Annotated in this window: 14 protein-coding genes and 1 pseudogene; 4 read left to right on the top strand and 11 right to left on the bottom strand. The window is 62.6% G+C overall.

Annotated features, from left to right (window positions below; genetic code table 11):
• From ACT6VE_RS13700 to ACT6VE_RS13725, 6 genes and pseudogenes are all read right to left on the bottom strand, one after another.
• The coding region (locus ACT6VE_RS13700) for an NAD(P)(+) transhydrogenase (Re/Si-specific) subunit beta (protein ID WP_444799136.1) at positions 1–1,337 on the bottom strand (1,337 nt) is incomplete at its 3' end.
• Between the two features lie 9 nt (positions 1,338–1,346).
• Complete coding sequence (locus ACT6VE_RS13705; RefSeq protein WP_444799137.1) at positions 1,347–1,757, bottom strand: NAD(P) transhydrogenase subunit alpha; 411 nt, start codon at positions 1,755–1,757, stop codon at positions 1,347–1,349.
• Positions 1,757–2,914: a Re/Si-specific NAD(P)(+) transhydrogenase subunit alpha gene (locus tag ACT6VE_RS13710; protein WP_444799138.1), complete on the bottom strand. Its 1,158-nt coding sequence runs from the start codon at positions 2,912–2,914 to the stop codon at positions 1,757–1,759. Before ACT6VE_RS13710 ends, ACT6VE_RS13705 begins: the two co-directional genes overlap by 1 nt.
• An 84-nt stretch (positions 2,915–2,998) precedes the next feature.
• Positions 2,999–3,223 carry an aa3-type cytochrome c oxidase subunit IV gene (locus tag ACT6VE_RS13715; RefSeq protein ID WP_444799139.1) on the bottom strand — a complete coding sequence of 75 codons (225 nt, stop codon included), beginning with the start codon at positions 3,221–3,223 and terminating at the stop codon, positions 2,999–3,001.
• A 253-nt stretch (positions 3,224–3,476) separates the two neighbouring features.
• Positions 3,477–4,250, bottom strand: a complete 774-nt coding sequence (locus ACT6VE_RS13720) for an N-acyl amino acid synthase FeeM domain-containing protein (RefSeq protein ID WP_444799140.1) — start codon at positions 4,248–4,250, stop codon at positions 3,477–3,479.
• A gap of 184 nt (positions 4,251–4,434) precedes the next feature.
• Positions 4,435–6,744, bottom strand: a pseudogene (locus ACT6VE_RS13725) (putative bifunctional diguanylate cyclase/phosphodiesterase).
• Between the two features lie 457 nt (positions 6,745–7,201).
• Between ACT6VE_RS13725 and ACT6VE_RS13730 the strand changes: the two are divergent.
• Positions 7,202–8,014, top strand: coding sequence for a gamma-glutamyl-gamma-aminobutyrate hydrolase family protein (locus ACT6VE_RS13730; protein ID WP_444799141.1), 813 nt, complete (start codon positions 7,202–7,204; stop codon positions 8,012–8,014).
• A 42-nt stretch (positions 8,015–8,056) separates the two neighbouring features.
• Here the strand turns inward: ACT6VE_RS13730 and ACT6VE_RS13735 are convergent, their stop codons facing one another.
• The gene (locus ACT6VE_RS13735) at positions 8,057–9,301 is read right to left on the bottom strand and encodes an MFS transporter (protein WP_444799142.1); all 1,245 of its coding nucleotides are present in this window, start codon (positions 9,299–9,301) and stop codon (positions 8,057–8,059) included.
• 95 nt (positions 9,302–9,396) lie between these two features.
• Here ACT6VE_RS13735 and ACT6VE_RS13740 point away from each other — a divergent pair, with 95 nt between their 5' ends.
• A complete protein-coding gene (locus ACT6VE_RS13740) occupies positions 9,397–9,870 on the top strand; it encodes a winged helix-turn-helix transcriptional regulator (RefSeq protein ID WP_444799143.1) in 474 nt (157 codons plus the stop codon).
• Here ACT6VE_RS13740 and ACT6VE_RS13745 read toward each other — a convergent pair.
• From ACT6VE_RS13745 to ACT6VE_RS13760, 4 genes are all read right to left on the bottom strand, one after another.
• Positions 9,848–10,258 (bottom strand): hypothetical protein, encoded by a 411-nt coding sequence (locus ACT6VE_RS13745; RefSeq protein WP_444799144.1) that lies wholly within the window; start codon positions 10,256–10,258, stop codon positions 9,848–9,850. The genes ACT6VE_RS13740 and ACT6VE_RS13745 overlap by 23 nt on opposite strands.
• Before the next feature lie 81 nt (positions 10,259–10,339).
• Positions 10,340–11,308, bottom strand: a complete 969-nt coding sequence (locus tag ACT6VE_RS13750; RefSeq protein ID WP_444799145.1) for a 2-hydroxyacid dehydrogenase — start codon at positions 11,306–11,308, stop codon at positions 10,340–10,342.
• Positions 11,309–11,335: 27 nt separating this feature from the next.
• The gene (locus ACT6VE_RS13755) at positions 11,336–12,364 is read right to left on the bottom strand and encodes a LacI family DNA-binding transcriptional regulator (RefSeq protein WP_444799146.1); all 1,029 of its coding nucleotides are present in this window, start codon (positions 12,362–12,364) and stop codon (positions 11,336–11,338) included.
• A 57-nt stretch (positions 12,365–12,421) separates the two neighbouring features.
• On the bottom strand, positions 12,422–12,958 hold the full coding sequence (locus tag ACT6VE_RS13760; protein WP_444799147.1) for a MarR family winged helix-turn-helix transcriptional regulator: 537 nt from the start codon (positions 12,956–12,958) through the stop codon (positions 12,422–12,424).
• 102 nt (positions 12,959–13,060) lie between these two features.
• Between ACT6VE_RS13760 and ACT6VE_RS13765 the strand changes: the two genes are divergently transcribed.
• Both ACT6VE_RS13765 and ACT6VE_RS13770 read left to right on the top strand, forming a co-directional pair.
• Positions 13,061–13,852, top strand: coding sequence for a creatininase family protein (locus tag ACT6VE_RS13765; RefSeq protein ID WP_444799148.1), 792 nt, complete (start codon positions 13,061–13,063; stop codon positions 13,850–13,852).
• Between the two features lie 91 nt (positions 13,853–13,943).
• On the top strand, positions 13,944–15,038 hold the full coding sequence (locus tag ACT6VE_RS13770) for a CobW family GTP-binding protein (RefSeq protein ID WP_444799149.1): 1,095 nt from the start codon (positions 13,944–13,946) through the stop codon (positions 15,036–15,038).
• The last annotated feature ends 42 nt before the right edge of the window (positions 15,039–15,080 follow it).

Below are 15,080 nucleotides of genomic sequence, written 5' to 3' on the forward strand. Positions count from 1 at the left end.
GTGCCGTCCTTGTAGAACAGCGTGTTGTCGATGCCGGCATAGCCGGAGCCGAGCGAGCGCTTGACGAAGAGGCAGGTCTTGGCCTTGTCGACGTCGAGGATAGGCATGCCGTAGATCGGTGACGACTTGTCGTCGCGCGCGGCCGGGTTCGTCACGTCGTTGGCGCCGATGACATAGGCGACGTCGGCCTGGGCGAACTCCGAGTTGATGTCTTCCAGTTCGAAGACTTCGTCATAGGGCACGTTCGCTTCGGCGAGCAGTACGTTCATATGGCCGGGCATACGGCCCGCGACCGGATGGATCGCGTATTTCACCTCGACGCCGGCCTTCTTCAGCGCGTCGGCGAGTTCGCGCACTGCATGCTGCGCCTGCGCCACCGCCATGCCGTAGCCCGGCACGATGATGACCTTGGAGGCATTCGCCATCAGGAAGGCCGCATCGTCGGCCGAGCCCTGCTTGACCGTGCGCTGCACGCCGTCATCGCTCGCAGCCGCCCCGCTATCGCCGCCGAAGCCGCCGAGGATGACGGAGATGAACGAGCGATTCATGCCCTTGCACATGATGTAGGACAGGATTGCACCCGAGGAGCCCACGAGGGCACCGGTGATGATGAGCGCGAGGTTGCCGAGCGTGAAGCCGATGCCGGCCGCAGCCCAACCCGAATAGGAGTTGAGCATCGACACGACGACGGGCATGTCCGCGCCGCCGATCGGCACGATCAACAGCACGCCGAGCGCCAGCGCGAGGATGACGATCAGCCAGAAATCGAAGTGGCTTTCCGACAGCGTCAGGCCGACGATGAAGAAAATGACCGCGGCGAGCAGCACGCTATTGATGACGTGCCGGTAGGGCAGCATGATCGGCTTGCCGGACATGCGGCCATCGAGCTTCAGGAACGCGATGATCGAGCCGGTGAAGGTGATCGCGCCGATCGCGGCACCGAGCGCCATTTCGACGAGCGCCTGGCCATGGATTTCGCCGACCTGGCCGAGGCCGAAGGAGACCGGCGAATAGAGCGCTGCGGCGGCCACCAGCACGGCGGCAAGGCCGACCAGCGAGTGGAAGCCGGCGACGAGCTGCGGCATCGAGGTCATCGGAATGGAGCGGGCGATATAGGCGCCTGCACCGCCACCGATGGCAAGGCCGAGCACGATAAGCACGAGGCCGCCGAAGGATGGCGTCGCGAGCAGCAGCGTCGTGCCGATGGCGATGCCCATGCCGATCATGCCGAGCGTGTTGCCACGACGGCTGGTCGTCGGATGGGACAGGCCGCGCAGTGCCATGATGAACAGCACGCCGGAGACGAGATAGAGGAAGGCTGCGAAATTCTCAGACATCGGCCAGCCTCACTTCTCTTTTTTCTTGTACATCGCCAGCATGCGCTGGGTGACGAGGAAGCCGCCAAAAATGTTGACGGAGGCGAGGACCAGCGCGACGAAGCCGAAGCCGGTCGCGACACCCGAGAGCGAGATGCCGACGGCGAGCAGTGCGCCGACGACGATGACCGAGGAGATCGCGTTGGTGACGGCCATCAGCGGCGTGTGCAGCGCCGGCGTCACCGACCAGACGACATAGTAGCCAACGAAGATCGACAGCACGAAGATTGCCAGGCGGAAGACGAAGGGGTCGATCGCCCCGCCGGAAACGCCGTGCGCCGCAACAGCAGCCGCATCCGGCACATATTCGGAGGCCGTGCGCACGGCTTCCACGGCGCGCTCAAGCTCGATGATCGCCTTGTCCAGAAGTTCGTTCGCCATCACTTGGCCTCCCCTAGCTGTACGGCAGCGCCGCCGAAGTTCGGATGCACCACGGAACCGCCATGGGTCAGCATCGTTGCCTTGACGAGTTCGTCCTCGACATTGACCGAAACCGACTTGTTCTCCTTGTCGACCATGGTCTCGAGGAAGGTCAGCAGGTTCTTGGCATAGAGCGCGGAGGCGGAGGCGGCGATGCGGCCCGGCACGTTGAGATAGCCGATGACCTTGACGCCTTCGACTTCGGCGACCTTACCGGCCTCGGAGCCCTCGATATTGCCGCCGCGTTCGACCGCGAGGTCGACGACGACGGAGCCGTTGCGCATGGCGGCCAGCATCTGGCGCGTCACGAGACGCGGCGCCGGACGGCCGGGAATGAGCGCGGTGGTGATGACCATGTCCTGCTTGGCGATATGCTCGGCCACGAGTGCCGCCTGCTTCGCCTGGTATTCCTTGGACATTTCCTTGGCATAGCCACCGGCGGTTTCGGCGGCCTTGAACTCATCATCCTCGACGGCGATGAATTTTGCGCCGAGCGAGGCGACCTGCTCCTTGGCGGCGGGACGGACGTCCGTCGCGGACACAGCCGCACCGAGACGGCGAGCCGTCGCGATTGCCTGAAGACCCGCAACCCCGGCGCCCATGACAAAAACCTTGGCGGCCGGAACGGTGCCGGCGGCGGTCATCATCATCGGCATGGCGCGGTCGAATTCGTGGGCAGCGTCGATGACGGCCTGATAACCGGCGAGGTTTGCCTGCGAGGAGAGAATGTCCATCGACTGGGCGCGCGTGATGCGCGGCATCAGTTCCATGGCAAAGGCGGAGAGCCCGGCATTGGCCATTTCGGCGATTGCCGCCTCATTGCCATAGGGATCCATGGTGGCGATGACGATGGCGCCGGATTTGTAGGTGGCGATCTCGGCCGAGGTCGGCCGGCGCACCTTCAGGACGACGTCCGCAGACTTCGCCTCGTCCGGACCGACGATGCGGGCACCGACCGCTTCGTAATCCGCATCCAGGATGCGCGACTTGAGACCCGCGCCGGCTTCCACCAGCACATCAAGCCCCAAGCCTTTCAATTTCTTGACAGTATCCACGGAACCCGCAACGCGGCCCTCCGCCGCGTCGCTTTCCCGCGACACAAAAATACACTGACTCAAACCGTGGTCCTCCCCCCGAGACTGGCCGTGTTGAATCACGACGCCGGACGGCACCGTGACAAACCGCGAATGCGGCTGTTTGGATCAACGCAGCAGAATGAAGCCGGCGACGTTGAGAATGATGAAAAGCAGAACTGCGCTGAAGAAGCCGGCGCTGGTGAAGAAACCTGCAGCCATGGCGACCAGCAGGGCGACGCAGAACAGCGTGCCGAACTTGGCTGCATTGATGAAGAAATTGTAGGTCTTCTCGTGCTCGGGATAATCCATCGGAGCGCCCATTTCGACCGGTCCGGAATGATGTTCAGCCATAGTCACCTTCTCCTAAGCAGCCACACCCATCAGACGGAAAACTCCACCCGATGAGTGCCAAAAACACGCCGGAACCAAAATATTCCGGCTTTTCCCCCATGCGCGGCAAGCGCGCGGTCTTCAGGCCATACACAATGGATCGGCAAAGCGCAACGGCAAGGCGGGGGGTGCCGATGCGCCTGTATCGTTTCCGAAACAGATCGGGCCGGTTTCGCAAGAAACCGGCCCGGTATGCGACATCAAAACGCAGATCTCATCCGGCGAAGGCGTTGCCGGAAAGCTGGATCCGGCCATCGCCGAAATGGGCGCGACGAGCCGTCGGGCGTACCGTCAGCGGGCTGAACGGCAGGTCTTCGCCGCGGGCGAACATCATGCGGCGCTCGTAGGGCTCGGACTTGAAGAACGGGAAGCGCTGGTAGAGCGACGGCAGCGTCTCCTTGACGTTGGTCGCAAGCAGCATCAGGTCGATGATGAACTTGCCGTGGTTGCTCTTCGGTGAGGCGACGAAGTCGGCGTCGAAGACGCGCTTGTAGAAGGCCGAATGGGCGGGCTTGACCATCTGCAGGCAGCGATCCGCCTGGAAATAATCCGTCGCCATCGTGGCGATGCGCAGCGTCAGATAGGGGATCGCCGGCATCTCCCTCCAGATTTCCGGATCGGCGGCAAGGCGAACGGGGTCGATCAGCGACATGCCTGCATCGAGGAAGGCGTTGATCTCGTCCGGGAAAACCTTGCCCGAGGATGTGACGCGGTGGTCCGGCGTCACATGATGCAGGCGCACGGTCGAGATCAGCCGCTCTTCATAGTAGATGCCGAAGACATAGGCCTGGCTGTCGAAATCGGAGTCGTCGATCAGCAGCGCCTGCTCGTCGAGATGCATGACGGCGCCGGCCTTGTAGGCCTTGTAGCGGATGCGGGCGACGTCTTCCATGTCCTCGCCGGTCTCGACCCGGCGGTATTCGATCCTGTCGAGCAGTCCCAGAAGCTTGTCCGAAAAGCGATTGGTCGCCGTCTCCACGCTGGCCATTGTCCCCGTATCCCCGATTGAAAAAGCCGCAGCCACCGCGCTGCTATGCTTAACAATCTCCGATATAAGACAATTTGTGTAAAATACCATTCATTAACCTTAACGAATGGTTAATGCTAAATTTTGGCAAGCTGATATACCGTATCGAATTTATACGATCCGTTGCAACGTCAGGGGAGGGTTTTCAGGCGACGCGGCGGCCGCGGCGGCGGGAATCGCCGGGTTTGCGAGCCAGGGTCTCGTAGAGGTCGCGTAGGGCATCCGGCGACATGGGGGCGGCAAAAACGTAGCCCTGAACGAGATCAGCACACTGATACTTGTTGATAAGTGCGAGCTGCTCGCGCGTCTCCACACCCTCGATGACAATGCGCAGGCCGAGTTCGCGCGAAAGGTTCACCGTGCCGCGCAGCAATTTGAAGCGGCGCGGGTCCTCGCCGATATTGCGTACGAAGGACCGGTCGATCTTGATGACGTCGAGGGGCAGCTGGTCGAGATAGCTGAGGCTCGAATAGCCGGTGCCGAAATCGTCGATGGCAATGGTGATGCCGCGGGCGCGCAGCGCCTGCAGGATCGCCTGCACCTTCACCGGTTCCTCCATGAGGCAGCTTTCGGTGACTTCGAGATGCAGCCGGTGGGGCGCGAGCTTTGCGGTCTCCAGCGCCTCGGCGACGAGGTCGATAATGCTGGTGCCGCGTAGGTCCTGCACGGAAAGATTGACCGAAACGCCCATATGCGCAGGCCAGGTCGCGCAGTCGGCGCAGGCCCGCATGACCATGAAGCGCGTGATGTCGGAGACGATGCCCATCTCCTCGGCGATCTGGATAAAGACGGTCGGCGGCACGGGGCCGCGCTCCGGATGCGTCCAGCGCGACAGGGCCTAGCAGCACTCGATGCTTGAGCCATCGGGCACGAACATTGGCTGGTAGGCCACCGACAGCGTGTTGCTGGCAAGCGCATCGCGCAGGTCGTCCTTGAGCTTCTGGCGATCCGTATAGCGTTCGTCCATCTCCTGCTCGAAGACGGTGACGCTGCCCTTGGCGCGCGATTTCGTCTCGAAAAGAGCCAGATCGGCACGGATCTGCATTTCTTCCAGCCGGAAATCGCCGCTCGGGACGGTCACGCAGCCGGCGCTGAAGGAAACGAGGAAGGTCATGCCGTCGAATTCATAAGTGCCACGCAGCTGCTCGTGGAAGCGGTGCATGCGTGCCTCGAGATCGCGGCGGTTCGTCTCGTTCGGGAAGAAGACGATAAACTCGTCGCCCATCAGGTGGCCGGCGATCATCTTGTCGCTGGCAAGCCGGCGCAGTCGCTCGGTGATGGCGCAGAGCAGCCGGTCGCCGGTGACGTGGCCCTTCATGTCGTTGACATGTTTGAAGTCGTCGACGTCGAGCACCATGAAGCCGACCGTGCCGGGCTTCTTGCGCTCGGTGAGCGCCTCCTGCACGAGATCGGCGAAATAGGTGCGGTTCGGCAGGCCGGTGAGGCTGTCGTAGCGCACCATGTGCAGGATCTTGTTTTCCGCCCGCACACGCGCCGTCACGTCTTCGAAAATGAGAACCGCGCCGCCGTTTTCACGGGGCGATGCGGTGAACTCCAGATAGAGCCCGTCCGTCACCTGGATGAGCGCGCGCGATCGCTCGCCCTTCAGGAGTTCGTCGAGCCGGCGAAGGATCGTCTTGCTCTGCTCGGCGTTGACGAAAGTGTTGCGCACGCCGAAGCGCAGCACGACATCGAGGTGGCAATCCTTCAGCCGCTCCTGGTTGCCGAGATGGAGAAGCTCGCAGGCCCGGCGGTTGGCGACGAGGATGCGGTGTTCGGCATCCAGCATGAACAGACCGTGCGGCATGTTGTTCAGCGCCGTGTCGAAACGGTCGGCGATGATCGACACCTCGCGCGTCGCCAGCACGTTCTTGTAGAGGAATTCGCGCACGCCGTTCGCCATCATGCGCGTCGTCATCACGAAGGGCAGGATGAGGACTGCGAGCACCGCATGGTAGAAATCCTGCAATCCCAGGAAGCCGACGACCATGGGGAAGCAGGCGGAAAAGGTCATGTAATCGACGGCCCGCTTCGAGCCGCAGTTGCGGCCGACGACGGAGACCATGGTGGCGAGCGTCACCGCGATGGTGGCAAGCTCGGCAAAGCTGTCCCGACTGAAGAGCAGGCTGTAGCCGCAGGAGATGCCGAGCGCGAGCGTCGTGCTGACGGCGCCGAGATTGTACCAGTTCTCCCAGAAGCGGATGCCGTCCATGTCGAGCGTGGACTGGTCCACCCGGTCGAAATGGCGCATGCCGACAGCACGCGTCGACCAGATGAGTATGACGAGCCCGCTCCAGATCAGGAAGAAGGGGTCGGCTGTTTTGGCGTACACGAACGAGAACGTGATGACATGCGAAATCATGCCCACGAAGAGGGTCTGGCGGTTCCCGTACAGCGAGCTGACGAACGACAGGTACACATCAGCCGGCAGTGTGTTTTGACCCTTATCCTTCATGGACTAGGCACTCCCTTGACGAGAGAGGGTTACCGACCAAAATTTAATGAATGATTTCGGGAAATTACCCAATAACGAGGGTATGCCCGGGCATTCTTGCACGCTTGTTCAACCGAAAGGAGATAGCTTCAACCGCATATTGCAATATTGCCGCTTTCAAGCCCGCAAACTCAACCTGACATGGGCCCTGCGCGCAATATCATTACCTTGCCGCGACACACAGTTGCGCGATGGAAAGGCGAAAAAAAATCCATGCCGCAATCACTGTTTGCAAGGCTTTGGTTAATAACCTCCAGAGAATATACTGACAGATTTTATCGGCTTCGGCTACATTGCACAGGCGGTCATACTGCCTTCAACAACTGATCCGTCGTCATTTCGCCAGAATGGGGGAATTGACTGATCGCGGATTTGATAGCAAATCCTCTTTTGGTATTTCTTTTTTCCGGAGCCCATCATGTCGAAACCCGTCGTCGCCATTCCCGCCGATATCAGGGAGATCGAAGGCAACGTCTGGCAGGCCACCCCGAACCAGTATGTCCGCGCCGCCGTCAAGGGCGCCGACGTTACCGTTTTCCTCGTCCCCGCACTCGATATCGACAATGATTTCGACGGCATCCTCGATCGGGTGGACGGGCTTCTGGTCAGCGGTTCGCGCACCAACGTACACCCTTCGCTCTATGGCAAGGAGGCCACCGCGGCGGAAGGCCCCTATGACATGGCGCGCGATGCGACCAGCCTGCCGCTCATCAAGCGTGCACTGGAGCGCGGCATTCCGCTGCTCGCCATCTGCCGCGGCATTCAGGAACTGAACGTCGTGCTGGGCGGTACGCTCGCCAACGAGATCCAGGAGCAGCCCGGCGTGTGGGATCATCGCAAGCCCGACACGCCCGTGCTCGACGTCGCTTATGGCATTCGCCAGAAGGTCACGGTCAAGGAAGGCAGCTGCCTCGCTGCAGTGCTCGGCGCCGGCGAGGTGCAGGTGAATTCGCTGCACCGCCAGGCGATCTCCGAGTTGGCGCCGCGCCTTGCCCTGGAAGCCGTCGCAGAGGATGGCACGATCGAAGCCGTCTCCGTTATCGGCGCCAAGGCGTTTGCCGTCGGCGTGCAATGGCACCCGGAATACTGGGTCGGCTCCGACCAGCCGTCGAACAAGCTTTTTGCCGCCTTCGGCGAAGCGGTCCGCGACTATGCGGCTGCCAAGCAGGGCGCAAGCGCTCCCGCCACCGAGGCGGACGTGCTGGCCTTCGGTTCGGTCAAGTCGGCCTGATCCAGGTCTTCCCGGCATTCTCCTGCACCCGGCGATGCATGTTCACGAAACACGCCGCCGGGTTTTTGCGTAAGAGCAGGCCCAGAGAAGCAATCCGGCCAGGCTAAAAGCCGCTCCGGTGAGGCAGACACCCGTCCAGCCGTAACGGGCATAACTCGCCGTCGAAGCGATGGCGCCAAGTGCACTTCCGGCCGAGTAGAAGACCATGTAGCCGGCGACCAGCCGGCTGTGCGCTTCAGGGCGAGTGGCGAAGATCAGGCTCTGATTGGTGACGTGCACGGCTTGCACGGCAAAATCGAGCAGCACCACGCCGATCGTGAAGACGGCAAGCGCGTGCGGCAGAAAACCGATCGCCACCCACGAGACCACGAGCAGCACGAGTGAAAAACCCGTCGTCCGCTCGGCAAGTCCACGATCCGCCAGGCGCCCTGCACGGCTTGCGGCAAGGGCGCCCGCCAGCCCCGCGAGGCCGAAGAGGCCGATTTGGGTGTGAGATAGGTGAAAGGGCGCAGCGCTCAGCGGCAATACCATGGCGGTCCAGAGCGTGCTGAAGCTGGCAAAGATCAGGAAGGCCAGCCCGGCCCGAAGGCGCAGCAACGGCTCCCGAAAAAACAGGGCGGGAATCGATTTCAGCACGGCGCCATATCGCTCGGCACTGGCGACGGGAATATCCCGCGGCAGAATATAGGCCAGAAGCAGGCCCATCAGCAGCATGAGGCCGGCGGATGAAAAATAGACGGCTCTCCACCCTCCGGCATCAGCCAAAACACCGGCGACGAAGCGCGCCGCCAGGATGCCGATCACCACGCCGCTGGTGACCAGACCGACGGCCCGGCCGCGCTCCTCCGGTCGTGCCAAGGTGGCGGTCAGGGCGACCAACACCTGAACGACGACAGCCAGCAGCCCCACCAGGACCATGCCGGCGAACAGGAAAGGCGCGCCCGGCGCGCTGCCGACGCCGGCCAGGGCAACGGCGGACAACAGGGCCTGCGCCACGATCAGCTTGCGCCGATTGACGAAGTCGCCGAGGGGAACGATGAAAAGCAGACCCGCCGCGTAGCCGATCTGGGTCAGCGTCACGAGGAGACCAACACGCGCAGCATCGATGTCGAAGGTCGTTGCGATCGTATCGAGCAGCGGCTGCGCATAATAGATGTTTGCGACACTGCTTGCGCAGGTGATGGCAAACACGACCAGCATCCAATGCGACAGGCCAAATACCTGCCTGCCGTTGGCTGGGGCGCAATTCTCTGCTCTCCGGCAATCTCTCGTATCCATTGTGTCCATCGTCGTCCTCGCTTATTTTGGTCTTATAATGAGACCACTTGAAGCAAGGCGCTTCCAGTTCTATTTTAGAACCAGTTTTATGCGCGAGGTGCGGAATGAAACGCAGAAGTTTTCGTGAAGCGGAATGTCCTGTTGCGCGGACGCTGGATGCCATTGGTGACTGGTGGTCGCTGCTGATCGTCCGCGATGCCTTCGATGGCATCCGGCGTTTCAGCGCCTTTCAGCAAAACCTCGGCATAGCCAAAGGCATGCTGAGCATGCGCCTGCGTGATCTCGTAGAGGCTGGCGTGCTTGCGCTCGCGCCGGCGTCCGACGGCAGCGCCTATCAGGAATATGTCCTGACCGAGAAGGGCCGCGGCCTCTTTCTCGTCATCGTCGCCTTGCGGCAATGGGGAGAAGACCATCTCTTTCGTGCGGGCGAGCGGCGATCCATGCTGGTGGATGCGGCGACAAACGCGCCCGTCGACCGCTTGAAACTTCGCGCGTCCGACGGACGCGGCTTGACCTGGGCCGATACGCGTATCGTGGACACGGCGACCGGTTCGGCTAGTCCGCGGAAATCAGCGTAACCATCGCGTCGGCCGGCTCGACCGCTTCATAGGCGAGACCGTCGCCGTCGACGACGGTCAGGATCGCCTCGCCGCGTGCATCGGCGACGACCACGGTGCCGTCGCCATTGCTGATCCATGTCCTGGCCGTCGAAAGGCCCGGCCAGACCGTGTCGCAATCGGCATTCGCCGAGAACTGTTCACTCCGGCTCGAAATCCGGCTGCCGCGCTCGGCAAGGCAGGCGGTGTTCGCCATCACGTTGGAAATCGTATAGCTGTGGCCGCCCGGCGCCTTCGCGGGAATGGAATTCGAGATCACCGGATCGACCGAAGGTGCCTGGTGCCCGATGACGTTCCAGAGGCCCAGCGACACCAGGCCCGCGGCGGCGGTTATCATCAGCGTCTTCATGGGCTTCTCCTTCGCAACGACTCGATCGGACAAGCATGCATCCACAAACTTGCCGGAGGGTTAACGAAGGCTTTCCAGCCTCTACCCCGTTTTTCGCGTAAAGGGCGTTTCCGGCACCGGCGTCAGCGCCGATCCACGATCGAACCAGGCAAAGAGATTGTCCGCCACCAGATCGGCCATCGCATCGCGCGTCACCACCGAAGCCGAAGCGACATGCGGCAGCAGCGAGATGTTGGGCAGATCGAGCAGCGCCTGCGGCACATTCGGTTCGTCATAGAAAACGTCGAGGCCCGCCGCTGCAATCACCTCTTCTTTGAGGGCCGTCGCAAGCGCATCCTCATCGACCGTCCAGCCGCGGCCGACATTGATCAACACGCCGTTCGGCCCCAGCGTCTGCAGAACCTCGGCATTGATCGTCCTGTGCGTTTCCGCTGTTTTCGGTACGATGGCGATCAGGATATCGACAGCGCCTGCCAGCTCCATCAACGAGGAATAATAGGCATAGGGCACATCGTCGCGCGGGCGGCGCGTGTGATAGGCGATATCGACGCCGAACCCTTTCAGCCGCTCGGCGATTGCCATGCCGATGCGCCCGAGCCCGTAGATGCCGGCCTTGCGGCCGCGCAGACTGAGCGGCGTCAGCGGAAAGGCGCCGTCGCGCTTCCAGCGGCCATCACGCAGCCACGCTTCCGCCTGCGGGAAACGGCGCACGGTGTTGAGCAGCAGGCCGATCGTGGTGTCGGCGACCTCGTCGTTCAAGACGTCGGGCGTGTTGGTGACGGTGATACCGTGCTTGGCCGCAGCGGCCGCATCCACCCCGTCATAACCAACGCCGAAACTGGCGATGATCTCCAGCGCCGGCAGATGTTCGATCATCGCCGCATCGAACCTGCCGGAAACGGCAACGCCGGCAATGCTTGCCGCCTCGGAGCGGGCGAGCAGCGCCGGGTCCGCCCGCTCGATGCGGACCACGTCAAAACCCTCTTTCAGGCGATCGAGTACCCGCTCGCGGATCGTGCCGGGCACGAGAATGCGTGTCTTGGCCGACATGGCGAAGCTCCTTCTGTCCGAAATGCCTCAGCCTTCCGGATGCGGCTTCAGCGGTCCGGTGGATTGCCGGATGCGCATTTCCGGCTTGATGAGGTGGATGCCGTCCGGCTCATGGCTGCCCGAGAGCTTGTCGAGCAGCGCGCGCGCGGCATTGCGCCCGACTTCGGACTGGCCGTTCCAGACGGTGGTGAGTGCCGGCGTCGCGATCGCTGCCTCCTCCAGGTCGTCGTACCCGGTGACGGAGACGTCACGGCCCGGCACGAGGCCTGCGCGTGCAATGCCGTTCATCAGGCCGATCGCCACGAGGTCGTTCCAGCAGACGGCGGCCGTCGGCTTCTGCGGCAGCGAGAGGAAATGCACCGCCGCCTCGAAGCCGCCCTGTTTGGTGCGCGGGCCGGGAATGCGCAGGCTGGGGTCGACGTCGATATTCGCCTTGCGCAACGCGTTGACATAACCCTGGTAGCGGTCGCGGCCGGTCGATGTCTGGTCCGTGCCGCCCACCATGGCGATGGTGCGGTGGCCAAGCCCGATCAGGTGGTTGGTGGCAAGCGAAATGCCATAGCTGTCGTCGCCGCGGAAGATCGGCACGTCCAGCCCCTCGATCGAGCGGGCAATCAGGATCGCCGGCATGCCATTGTCCTCGGCAAGCTGGATATCCTCGGGCGGCGTGCCGATCGCCGGCGACATGATGACGCCGTCACCACCGAGCTGCAGCAATGTTTCGATGAAATTGCGCTGCTTTTCGACCGAATCGTAATGGTTGGAGAGGATGAAGGTCTGCCGATCCCGATCGAGTTCGCTTTCGATGGCCTTCAGGATTTCCGCATAGAACGGGTTCATGATGTCGTGCACGACGACGCCGACAATGCCCGACCGGGAGGTGCGCAGGCTCGCCGCCCGACGGTTGTAGATGTAGCCGAGCGCGCGGGCCTGTTCCTTGATCTTGTCACGGGTGGTCGCCGCGACAAGCGGGCTGTCCCTCAGCGCAAGCGATACCGTCGCCGTGGAAACGCCGAGCGTCTCCGCGATGGTGGAAAGCTTGATTTTCTGTGCCACGGCCCCTCCCGACAAACGCCAAGCAATACGGCGTTTAAAACCGTTTATTTAAACAGTTTAAATCTCGTCGGCAACAGGCTTTTCACCGTTGCGAGGCACCTCCGGCAGGGCGGCGTGCAGGTTTTCGTCCATCGCGCGCAGCAGCTTCAGGAGATTGCGGACATCCTTCTCGCTCAACCCTTCTGCCGCCTGCCGCTCACTGAGCCGGCTCGCCTCGGTAATATGCTCGACGGAGGCTTTGCCCGTCTCGGTCAGGTGTACGACGGTCAGGCGACCATCCGTCTCGTCCGGCCTGCGCTCGACAAACCCCTGAGCCTCCAGACGCCCGATCGTGCGGGTCATGGTCGGGGCCTTGACGCCGAGCCGGGCGGCAAGCGCACCGGCCGTCAGCCCGCCATCCTCCGAAAGCGCCAGGATCACGCCGTCCTGGCCGGCATAAAGGCCGGTGGCGAGCAGGTTGCGGGACAGCACCGTGCGTATGGACCGCGCGGCATTGACGACGGCGGCGGCAAGACCCGCGCCCGAGACGTCGTCGTGCGATTTCTTCTTCTTGACCTTCTTCCCGTCCTTGCCGTCCTTGTGCTTCTTGCCCATCGATCGCCTCATCCAGAACGCCGCATCGCCCTTGCATCGTGGGCTCGGGCTTCATATGACTCAGGAAAGCGGCAGGCGGCAAGTGAAGATCGGAGGCCCGGAATGACGCATCCCAAGATGCGATGGACCGAAAACGATCCAGACCTTCCCGCCGAGGAGCGGCCGTGCCGGATCGCCATTCTGCCGCTCGGTGCGCATGAGGGCCATGGCCCCCACCTGCCATTCGAAACGGATACGCTCATCGCCGAAGGCATTGCCGCGCGGCTGATGGCCCTACTGCCGGCTCACCTGCCCGTCACGGTCCTGCCCGTCGAGCCTGTCGGCTATTCGCCGGAACATCTCGACGTGCCGGGCACACGCTCGCTGGGATACGCCGAGGCTATCGGACGCTGGCTTGCCATTGCGGAGGACCTCAACCGCTTCGGCATCCGCAAACTCGTGTTGCTCAATGCCCATGGCGGAAACGCGCCGTTGTTGACGATCGTCGCGACCGAGGCGCGGGTGCGCTTCAACATGCTCGTCGTCGCGACCGCCTGGACCCGCTTCGGCCAGCCGGAAGGCTGGATCGCGCCGGAGGACAAGGCGATCGACATTCACGGTGGCGACATCGAGACCTCCGTCATGCTGGCGCTTCATCCGGACCGCGTGCAGATGGACAAGGCGGAGCGCTTCGGCTCAAGGCAGGCGGAGTTTGCCGCCCGCTTCGCGTATCTGCGCGCTTACGGTCCACATGCCTTCGGCTGGAAAATGTCCGACCTTAACCCGAAGGGCGTGGCAGGCGACGCCAGCGCCGCGACGGCGGAAAAGGGCGAGCAGTTGATCGCGCATGCCGTCCACGGCCTCGTCGCCCTTCTCGAGGACGTCGCCGCCTTCGATGCGGATACGCTTGCCTGACGCCATCCGGCATTTGCGCTGGCCCGTTCGATCTCCTATATCAGTCGCCAACCGGACGTCTCAGCCGTCCCTGCCATAGCTCGAGGTTCCCATGACCGAAACAGCCCTTCCCAAGCCCATTCCCGTCACCGTGCTCACCGGCTATCTCGGCGCCGGCAAGACGACGCTTTTGAACCGCATCCTGACCGGCAATCACGGCAAGAAATACGCCGTCATTGTCAACGAATTCGGCGAGATCGGCATCGACAACGACCTGATCGTCGAATCGGACGAAGAAATCTACGAAATGAACAACGGCTGCATCTGCTGCACCGTGCGCGGCGACCTGATCCGCGTCGTGGAAGGCCTGATGCGCCGCCCCGGCCGCTTCGACGCGATCATCGTCGAGACCACCGGCCTTGCCGATCCCGTGCCGGTCGCCCAGACCTTCTTCATGGACGACGATGTGCGCCAGAAGACCGAACTCGACGCCGTCGTCGCCCTCGTCGACGCAAAACACCTGCCGCTGCGCCTGAAGGACAGCCGCGAGGCGGAAGACCAGATCGCCTTCGCCGACGTCGTTCTGATCAACAAGACCGACCTCGTCAGCCCCGAAGAGCTGGCGCGGATCGAGGCGACGGTGCGCGTGATCAACCCGTCTGCCCGCATCCACCGCACCACCCGCTCTGAAATCGACCTCACCAAGGTTCTGGACCAGGGCGCGTTCAACCTGGAGCGCGCGCTCGAAAACGATCCGCACTTCCTGGATCACGATCATCCCGACCATGCCTGCGGTCCCGATTGCGGCCATGACCATCATCATGACCACGATCACGACCACGCCCATCACCACCATGATCATGATCACCATCACCACGACCACGGCGTCTCGCCGATCCATGACGTGACGGTACAGTCGATCTCGCTGCGCGGCGGTGAGATGAACCCGGACCGCTTCTTCCCGTGGATCCAGAAGATCACCCAGACGGACGGCCCGAATATCCTGCGCCTCAAGGGCATCATCGCCTTTGCCGGCGACGACGAGCGTTATGTCGTGCAGGGCGTGCACATGATCGTCGAGGGCGACCACCAGCGCGCCTGGAAGGACGGCGAAAAGCGCGAAAGCCGTCTCGTCTTCATCGGTCGCGATCTCGATCGCGAAAAGATCGAACGCACCTTCAAGGCCTGCGAGGCAGCCCAAGCATGACGCCGAAAAGTGTGAAGCGGTTTACGGATAACGTCATGCGGA

Origin of the sequence: Shinella sp. (genome assembly GCF_052438155.1) — a bacterium.
Taxonomy (GTDB): domain Bacteria; phylum Pseudomonadota; class Alphaproteobacteria; order Rhizobiales; family Rhizobiaceae; genus Shinella.

What these genes read in the sequence shown, in the direction of transcription:
- ACT6VE_RS13765 (WP_444799148.1), top strand. Translation starts at nt 13,061, where the DNA reads ATGACGCATCCCAAGATGCGATGGACCGAAAACGATCCAGACCTTCCC.
- ACT6VE_RS13770 (WP_444799149.1), top strand. Translation starts at nt 13,944, where the DNA reads ATGACCGAAACAGCCCTTCCCAAGCCCATTCCCGTCACCGTGCTCACC.
- ACT6VE_RS13730 (WP_444799141.1), top strand. Translation starts at nt 7,202, where the DNA reads ATGTCGAAACCCGTCGTCGCCATTCCCGCCGATATCAGGGAGATCGAA.
- ACT6VE_RS13705 (WP_444799137.1), bottom strand. Translation starts at nt 1,757, where the DNA reads ATGGCGAACGAACTTCTGGACAAGGCGATCATCGAGCTTGAGCGCGCC.
- ACT6VE_RS13740 (WP_444799143.1), top strand. Translation starts at nt 9,397, where the DNA reads ATGAAACGCAGAAGTTTTCGTGAAGCGGAATGTCCTGTTGCGCGGACG.
- ACT6VE_RS13735 (WP_444799142.1), bottom strand. Translation starts at nt 9,301, where the DNA reads ATGGACACAATGGATACGAGAGATTGCCGGAGAGCAGAGAATTGCGCC.
- ACT6VE_RS13715 (WP_444799139.1), bottom strand. Translation starts at nt 3,223, where the DNA reads ATGGCTGAACATCATTCCGGACCGGTCGAAATGGGCGCTCCGATGGAT.
- ACT6VE_RS13750 (WP_444799145.1), bottom strand. Translation starts at nt 11,308, where the DNA reads ATGTCGGCCAAGACACGCATTCTCGTGCCCGGCACGATCCGCGAGCGG.
- ACT6VE_RS13760 (WP_444799147.1), bottom strand. Translation starts at nt 12,958, where the DNA reads ATGGGCAAGAAGCACAAGGACGGCAAGGACGGGAAGAAGGTCAAGAAG.
- ACT6VE_RS13720 (WP_444799140.1), bottom strand. Translation starts at nt 4,250, where the DNA reads ATGGCCAGCGTGGAGACGGCGACCAATCGCTTTTCGGACAAGCTTCTG.
- ACT6VE_RS13745 (WP_444799144.1), bottom strand. Translation starts at nt 10,258, where the DNA reads ATGAAGACGCTGATGATAACCGCCGCCGCGGGCCTGGTGTCGCTGGGC.